6 protein-coding genes are annotated in these 6,318 nt (G+C 64.2%); 3 read left to right on the top strand and 3 right to left on the bottom strand.

The window, feature by feature from the left end:
* Positions 1–350: 350 nt before the first annotated feature.
* The 3 genes from JQ632_RS38740 to JQ632_RS38730 all read right to left on the bottom strand — a co-directional run bounded on the left by JQ632_RS38740 (position 351) and on the right by JQ632_RS38730 (position 3,810).
* Entirely contained in the window at positions 351–1,544 is a 1,194-nt protein-coding gene (locus tag JQ632_RS38740; RefSeq protein WP_212407979.1) for a hypothetical protein, read from the bottom strand.
* 228 nt (positions 1,545–1,772) lie between these two features.
* Positions 1,773–2,426, bottom strand: coding sequence for a response regulator transcription factor (locus tag JQ632_RS38735; protein ID WP_212407978.1), 654 nt, complete (start codon positions 2,424–2,426; stop codon positions 1,773–1,775).
* Between the two features lie 13 nt (positions 2,427–2,439).
* On the bottom strand, positions 2,440–3,810 hold the full coding sequence (locus JQ632_RS38730; RefSeq protein ID WP_212407977.1) for a histidine kinase: 1,371 nt from the start codon (positions 3,808–3,810) through the stop codon (positions 2,440–2,442).
* Positions 3,811–4,091: 281 nt separating this feature from the next.
* Between JQ632_RS38730 and JQ632_RS38725 the strand changes: the two genes are divergently transcribed.
* Genes JQ632_RS38725 through JQ632_RS38715 form a run of 3 tightly spaced genes read left to right on the top strand, consistent with a single transcriptional unit; the run spans position 4,092 to position 6,164 of the window.
* On the top strand, positions 4,092–4,898 hold the full coding sequence (locus tag JQ632_RS38725; protein WP_212407976.1) for a MotA/TolQ/ExbB proton channel family protein: 807 nt from the start codon (positions 4,092–4,094) through the stop codon (positions 4,896–4,898).
* Positions 4,895–5,566: a hypothetical protein gene (locus JQ632_RS38720; RefSeq protein ID WP_212407975.1), complete on the top strand. Its 672-nt coding sequence runs from the start codon at positions 4,895–4,897 to the stop codon at positions 5,564–5,566. Before JQ632_RS38725 ends, JQ632_RS38720 begins: the two co-directional genes overlap by 4 nt.
* The gene (locus JQ632_RS38715) at positions 5,559–6,164 is read left to right on the top strand and encodes a hypothetical protein (RefSeq protein ID WP_212407974.1); all 606 of its coding nucleotides are present in this window, start codon (positions 5,559–5,561) and stop codon (positions 6,162–6,164) included. The genes JQ632_RS38720 and JQ632_RS38715 overlap by 8 nt, the downstream gene beginning before the upstream one ends.
* Positions 6,165–6,318 lie beyond the last annotated feature (154 nt).

Raw genomic sequence — 6,318 nt, 5'->3', positions numbered from 1 at the left:
CAACGCAGAGGAAGGAACCGTGAACGATTGTTACCAATCCATCCGGTCCGTTTTGTTACCAATCAATCCGCTGGACATGCGCAAGCAAATCGGGTGAGGGGCCGCGTGAGACCGTAACCCCTCACCCGGCGCTCCGCGCCGACCTCTCCCAAGGGAGAGGTGAATTCCCGATGCCGCGCCAACTCAACCTAAACTCATCATGTTTTAGCTTGCAGCAAGCGCCAGGGCTTGGATCAAGCGGCTTGGATCAAGCGGCTTACGCCAAGCGGCTGCTGACGCAGCCTCGCGCAGGATGACGAGGATTTGGCGATCGTCGCCGCAGCCCCATCACCCTGTGCGGTGCGACGCCGTCAGATGATGAAGTCCGTTGCCTGAAGGGCAGCCGTGTGCACTCCGTCCAAGGTGATCGTATCGTTGGCGGTCAGGTGGATCACGGCATCGCCGGCGCTATTGTCGCTGATGAGGTTGGAGAGGGCAGCCCAATCGGTAAAGCCGTAGCCATGCAGGTTGATCAGGTCGTGTTCCGGCGCTGTGCTGCCGACGGCCGTGTTGCCTTGATTGAAGTCGTTGATGATGTCCTGGCCCGAGCCGGTGCTGAAGACAAAGGTGTCGTTGTTCGGACCGCCCCACAGGAGATCGTTGCCGCCGCCACCGTTGAGGGTATCGGTGCCTCCGGTGATCGAGCCCGGGGTTGACGGAGCGTAGCTCCGCGCATCGCCCCACAGGAGATCGGGGGTCGATGCTCCCATGAGAATATCGTTCCCGCCGTGAGCATTGCCCGACATGGTTGGGGCGTCCCCCGTCAAGCTGACGTGTGCGGCCGCCGGCTCGCCATTGATGATGGCCGTGAGGATATCGTCGCCGCCTTTGGCATTGTCGGTCATGGAAATTCCAGCGTCTCCCGACAGGCTTCCGCCTCCGACTTGAACGTCGGAGGTTGCGGTAAAGGTGAGAGTGTCATTGCCGCCAACGGCGTTGCCGGTCATGGAATCATGGGCGTCACCGCTGAGGCTGTCTCCGCCCTCCAGTCCGTTGTCTGTGGCGCTGAGCGTGTCGTTCCCGCCATGTGCGTGGTCGGTCATGGAACCGCCAGCATCGCCGCTGAGGGAGCCAAATGATCTCCACCCGGTCGACGCCGTAAGGCTGTCGTTGCCGCCTTTGGCATAACCGGACATGTCGCCCACGACGTCGCCGTAGAGCGAAATATCGGTGAACAGCGTGTTGTGACCATCGGCAGAGAGCGTGTCATTGCCGCCCTCGGCATTGTCGGACATGGATTGGGCATCTCCGACGAGAACGGCGCCATCCCAGCCGCCATCTATGTTCACCACGAGCGTATCGTTCCCTCCGTGAGAATCGCCATGCATGGCCACCAAATCTTCGCCGGCGAGCGTTACATGCGAGTTGAGGTCCGAGATGGTTGCCGTGAGCGCATCGTTTCCGCCCCAGTCATCGGTTGCGAAACCCGGATCGCCGAGCACCGTCTTGGATTGGCCGAAGTCCGGCAGGGTGACCGTGATCGTGTCGTTTGGCAGCTTGTGCATGTCACTTCACTCCGATTTCATTTCAGTCGCGGGGCCTGAAATGCAGCGGAGTCTTTGCAAGACGCGCTGTTGGCCGCGCTTGACCTTGAATCTACTCGGGGTTGATGGCGGAGGTTTGCTGCGGACTTGGTTTGATTGCGACGAGGGAACAGCGCGGCGATGATTCATTCGCCGTCGAAGCTGTAACGGGAACAGGGCTGTGCGCGGAGAGAAACTTTTCGTCTGGCGCTAAATCTTCGTCAGCCCACACGTCGCCGCGAGCCGCACGAGCTGCGCGTCCGTGCGCGCGCCGGTTTTGGTCTTGATCAGATAGTGATAGTTCTGCACCGTCTTCACACTCAGATTGAGGTGTGAGGCGATCTGTTCCGTCGTCGCGCCTGATGCGAACTGGCGCAGGATCTCGATCTCGCGCTCGCCGAGTTGATCGAGCACTGATCCCGTCGGCGACAGGCTTTCCTCGGCGAGCACATGGGCGATGTCGTCGCTCATCGCGCGTTCGCCGCGCGCGACGCTGCGGATTGCCCTGACGACGGCGGAGGGTTCGCTGCTCTTGGTGACAAAGCCGTTGGCGCCCGCATTGAACGCGGATTTCACCAGCACGGCCTCGTTGTGCATGGTGAAGACGAGGACGCGGGCGCGGGGATTGCGTGCGCGGATGTTGCGGATCGCCTCCAGCCCGCTGGCGCCGGGCATTGAAATGTCCATCACGACCACATCAGGATCGTGCGCCTTGAAGGCGGCGTAGGCGTCGGCCGCGTTGTCGGCTTCCGCCACCACGTGCAAATCGCCCTGGCTCTCCAGCACGCGGCGGTAGCCCTGCCGCACGATCGGGTGATCGTCGACCAGCAGCACCGAGATGCCCTTTGCGTCGAGCTCGGTCATGTCCGGCGCGGCCTCATGCGGCGAGCGGGATCGTGGCGGCGACGCTAAGGCCACGGCGGGCGGGCGCGATCGACAGCGAGCCGCCAGCCGCAGAGACCCGTTCGCGGATGCCGGTCAGGCCATGGCCCGCCGACTGCACGACGCGCTCCGCATCGCCGCCGCCGTCGTCCTCGACGCGGATCAAGAGCGCGTTCTCCTCGCCCGTACGGCGCTCGATGCGCAGGTTGATCTCGCGTGCCGCGCCGTGGCGCAGCGCGTTGGTCAGGCATTCCTGCGCGACCCGATAGGCGGTGGTGGCGGCAGTGCCGCGCACGCCGGCAATGTCGCCCCTGAGGTCGAGCTGGATCACCGGCTGCGTCGCGCTCTGCGACCGCCAGCTATCGACGAGATTGACGAGGCTCGCCTCCAGCCCGAGTTCCTCGGGAAGCGGATGGCGCAAACGGTTCAACGTCCCACGCAGGCAGGCCATGATGTGATGGGTCGCCTGCGAGATCATCTTTGCGTCCTGCGTGATCGCATGCCCGCTCTTGTCCTTCGCGCTCGCCGTCTCGATGGTGTTGGCGAAGGCGAGGATGGCCGAGAGGTTTTGGCCGAACTCGTCGTGCAGCTCGCGGGCGAGCGCGCGCCGCTCGTCCTCGCGGATCTCGAGCAGGCGCCGCGTCAGCGCCGCGCGCTGGGCGGTTGCTTCCTCGAGCCGGTCGCCGAGCTCGCCGACGGCCTGGCCGATCATCGCGAGCTCCATGGAGCGGAAGCGCGGCAGTGGCGTGCGGTACTGGCCGCGCGCCATGCGTTGCAGGGCTGTCACGATCGAACGCGCCGGCGCAAGCGTATGCGCGATCGCCAGCGAGGCGAGCAGCGCGATCGCCAGCGACATCAAGAGTGCGACGTCGAGCACATTGAGGGTGTATTCCCAGGCGAGCGAGATCGCGGCCGCCGGATCGGGCGTCGCGATCACGGTGCCGGCGGCGGCTGCCCGGTCGCTGACGGGACGGACCACCTCGGCGTGGCTGCCGAGGAACGACGGCACGATGGCCGCGAACCAGCGCGGCGCGGCCTGGCCGATCCCCTGGCTCTGGCCGCAAAGCGGCTTCTCGAAGGCGGTCGCGGGCGCGAACTGCACGCAGACGCCCGGCGAGATCAGCTTCATGGTCTCGAGCGTGCGCCAATCGGGAACCGGCAGCAGATGTTCGCGCGCTCTGTTGCTGCGCAGCAAAAGCTCGCGCCAATAGAGGGCTTCGAGGGCCTTTGCCACCCGCTGGGCGGAGGCAGCGGTGGCGCGATCGACGCTGCGATGGGCGTCCACGCTGGCCCACACCGTGGCGGCTCCCAGGCAAAGCGCGACGATGACGAGCAGACGGCCGACAAGCTGAAGCACGAGGCGCATGCGATCACCCCCGAGAAGTGGCAGCTCAGAGTAACAACGGCACCATGCGTTGCCAATCACAAGGGAACACCGGGCGCATATTCGGGCAAATTTCCCGAAGCACTTTGGGCATGACTCTTTGGACCGAAGCGTGCAGCTTTGCTCTAATTGGGACAGGCCAAGAGCGTTTTCCCGCGAAGTGGGTACCGGTTCGCGTAAGAAAACGCGTCAACACAAGAATCTAGAGCTTCCGTTCCGATTCCATCGGAACGGAAACTCTAGGGACCGGGAGCCGACGCAGCATGAGCACCATGACCATTGGACGGATGGCAACGCCCGGAGACGATGCGTCCGAGCGAAGCGCGCTGCTGCTCTGGATGATCTTTACAGGGCTGTCGATTTTCGCGGTCGTGCTGCTCTGGCGCTACGGACTGATCCGTCTGATGGTGGCCTCCGACAGGACCTACATATCGAGCCTGATCGCGGTCCTCTACATCGTCACCTGCGGCCACTGCTTCTGGCGCACCCGCGCGATCGCCCGCGAAGGGGCGGCGGCCCGGCGCTGCCGCGCGGTGCTGGCCTCGGCCGACGGCGCGAAGGCGTTGGACGCGGGCGCAACGTCATTGCCGGCAGGGCTGGTCAGGGATCATATCGCGAGCCTGGCGACGAAGGCGGCCGCGCAAGACTATCGCCCGGTGGACCAGACGCTTCTGCTCAGGACGCTGGCGGACCGCCTGCGCGGCTCCAACGGCTTTGGCGCATTCGTCTCCGACACGCTGATGAAGCTCGGCCTGCTCGGCACCATCATCGGATTCATCATCATGCTGGCGCCGATCGCAACGCTGGACGCCGCCGACAAGGCCGCGATGAAGACCTCGATGGGGCTGATGAGCGACGGCATGGCGGTCGCGATGTACACGACGCTTGCGGGTCTCGTCGGCTCGATCCTGGTCCGCATCCAGTACTACATGCTGGATGCGTCGACCCAGCGGGTGTTCTCCGACGCCGTCATGATGACCGAGACCTATGTGACGCCGGCGCTCGAACGCAAGGGTGCGGGCAAGGATCTGGGCAAGGGTCTTGGCAAGGGTCTGGAAACGCGGTCATGATGGACGATTTCGGTCTCTATCCGCGCGAGGAAGCTTTCGATCCCCTCGGTGTCATGCTGTTCAAGGCGCTCCAGGTGATCGCCTTCCTGTTCTTTCTCGCGCTGCTTGCGGTCTCGCCGGACGCCAAGGACGGCAAGATCGACTCCAAGGCCGAGTTCATGATCACCATGGACTGGCCGGACAATCATCCTGACGATCTCGACCTGTTCGTGCAGGATCCCGCCGGCAACATCGCCTGGTATCGGCACCGCGAGGCCGGCTTCCTGACGCTCGACCGCGACGACCGCGGCGGCGCCAACGACTTCATCGTTGTCAATGGCAAGAAGATCGCCTCGCCCATCCGCGAGGAGATCGTCACGGTGCGCGGCATTCTCGCCGGCGAATACACCGTCAACGTCTCGCATTTCGCGGCGACGACCGGCGAGCCGGTCACCGCCAATGTGAAGGTGCAGAAGCTCAACCCGGTCGCGCAGGTGATCTTCGACAACAAGTTCACGCTGGACCACACCGGTGACGAGAAGACCGCGGTGCGGTTCCGGCTCGATGCCGAAGGCAAGGTCGTCAATGTCGACCAGCGGCCGAAATCGCTGCTGGAGACGTTTCGCAGCAGCTGGCGCAACGGCGGCGATCTCGACCCGAAAACGGGGGTGAGGGTGCGCCGTGAGTGAGCTGCAATATGTCATCCTCGGGATTTCCGTCGCCTATGCGATCATCGGCGCGCTGCTGCTGCTGGTGCTGGTCTATGCGCGCCTGCATTGGTCGCTGAAGGCCGTCGCCGTCGTCGTGACCAGCGCATTCTACGTCATCAGCTTCACCGAGATGCGCGGGCTGTTGGGCTGGGCGACGACCGCGCGGCTGCCGACGTCCTTCAAGCTCCTGCATGCGCGCATCGTCGAGCCGCATACGCTGGAAGGCGAGCCCGGCGCGATCTATCTGTGGGTCGAGGAGCTCGACGAGGATAACCGGCCGAGCGCGGTTCCCAGGGCCTACCGCGTGCCCTACAGCGACGCGCTCGCCGAGAAGACCCATGCCGCCGAGAACGAGATCAAGGCCGGCCACCCGCAGGGCGGCCGCGCCGCGGATTTCGGCGGCGGCGACGGCAGCATCATCGACATGGTCCGCGAATATGTGACGCCAAAGATCATTCTGGAGACCACGGGCGGGGATTCCTCGACCGGCGAGTTCAAGATGCCCACTGACACCCAGCTAGGGGCCGTGTTCACGCCGCTACCGCCGCCCCGCATGCCGCCCAAGGACGAGCAATAGGACGTGATGGTGCTTGGTTGAAAGCGGTTCTCCGCGGGCTCGGACACCTCTCCCCGACGGGGAGAGGTCGATTTGCATGTTCAGCCCGGATAGATTGGTAACAAAGTAGACCTGATGGATTGGTAACAGTTCTCTGTCGGCTGGGAGGACCAGT

Origin of the sequence: Bradyrhizobium liaoningense (assembly GCF_018130955.1) — a bacterium.
GTDB lineage: Bacteria > Pseudomonadota > Alphaproteobacteria > Rhizobiales > Xanthobacteraceae > Bradyrhizobium > Bradyrhizobium liaoningense_C.
This window is presented reverse-complemented; position numbering and strand designations above follow the sequence as displayed.

Coding starts and splice junctions, on each gene's coding strand:
- JQ632_RS38740 (WP_212407979.1), bottom strand. CDS start 1,544: ATGCACAAGCTGCCAAACGACACGATCACGGTCACCCTGCCGGACTTC.
- JQ632_RS38735 (WP_212407978.1), bottom strand. CDS start 2,426: ATGACCGAGCTCGACGCAAAGGGCATCTCGGTGCTGCTGGTCGACGAT.
- JQ632_RS38730 (WP_212407977.1), bottom strand. CDS start 3,810: ATGCGCCTCGTGCTTCAGCTTGTCGGCCGTCTGCTCGTCATCGTCGCG.
- JQ632_RS38725 (WP_212407976.1), top strand. CDS start 4,092: ATGAGCACCATGACCATTGGACGGATGGCAACGCCCGGAGACGATGCG.
- JQ632_RS38720 (WP_212407975.1), top strand. CDS start 4,895: ATGATGGACGATTTCGGTCTCTATCCGCGCGAGGAAGCTTTCGATCCC.